We start from the raw sequence: 505 nt of genomic DNA, 5'->3' as shown, positions 1-505 counted from the left end.
GATAATCAAGATCAGTCATCTGCTTATGACAGAAGCATTTACAGACCTCTTGATACATCTCATACCGTTATGAATGATAGCGTTCCTTTTTAAACAGAAGGTGCTTTAATGGATAGTAAAAAGAAGTCTAGGGTTAGTACAGAAGAATCTGAACCCGTTTATATGCTTACAGAGAATGATATAGAGCTGTTAAGAGATTGTATGTCATCTACATCAATGAGTTATTACAGTATAGTGATGGGTGCTTTATTGAGTACACTTTTCATTCTGCTCTTAAAACTTTCTTGGGATCAAAGTCACTTAAAACTTAAGTTAGGTGTTGCTGCTGTAATATGCATTTTAGTGGTTTTATTGTTCTTTTTAAATCGAATTTCATGGTCAAGATCAGAGAGAATTTGGCAAGATATTAAACAGACATCTGAGGACATAAGTGAAAAAAAATAAAAAAAGGGGACGCCCTAAAATAGCAGGGCAGGTAAGAGAACCAAACGGACGTATATCACGT

At 34.9% G+C, this 505-nt stretch carries 1 protein-coding gene; it reads left to right on the top strand.

The window, feature by feature from the left end:
- Positions 1-108: 108 nt before the first annotated feature.
- Positions 109-444, top strand: coding sequence for a hypothetical protein (locus tag ACFINO_RS11660; protein WP_375607479.1), 336 nt, complete (start codon positions 109-111; stop codon positions 442-444).
- Positions 445-505: the final 61 nt, after the last annotated feature.

The sequence above is a fragment of the Bartonella sp. AA83SXKL genome (genome assembly GCF_042196965.1).
GTDB lineage: Bacteria > Pseudomonadota > Alphaproteobacteria > Rhizobiales > Rhizobiaceae > Bartonella.
Note: the sequence above shows the minus strand (reverse complement) of the source record. Positions and strands in the feature narration are given on the sequence as shown.

What these genes read in the sequence shown, in the direction of transcription:
- ACFINO_RS11660 (WP_375607479.1), top strand. Translation starts at nt 109, where the DNA reads ATGGATAGTAAAAAGAAGTCTAGGGTTAGTACAGAAGAATCTGAACCC.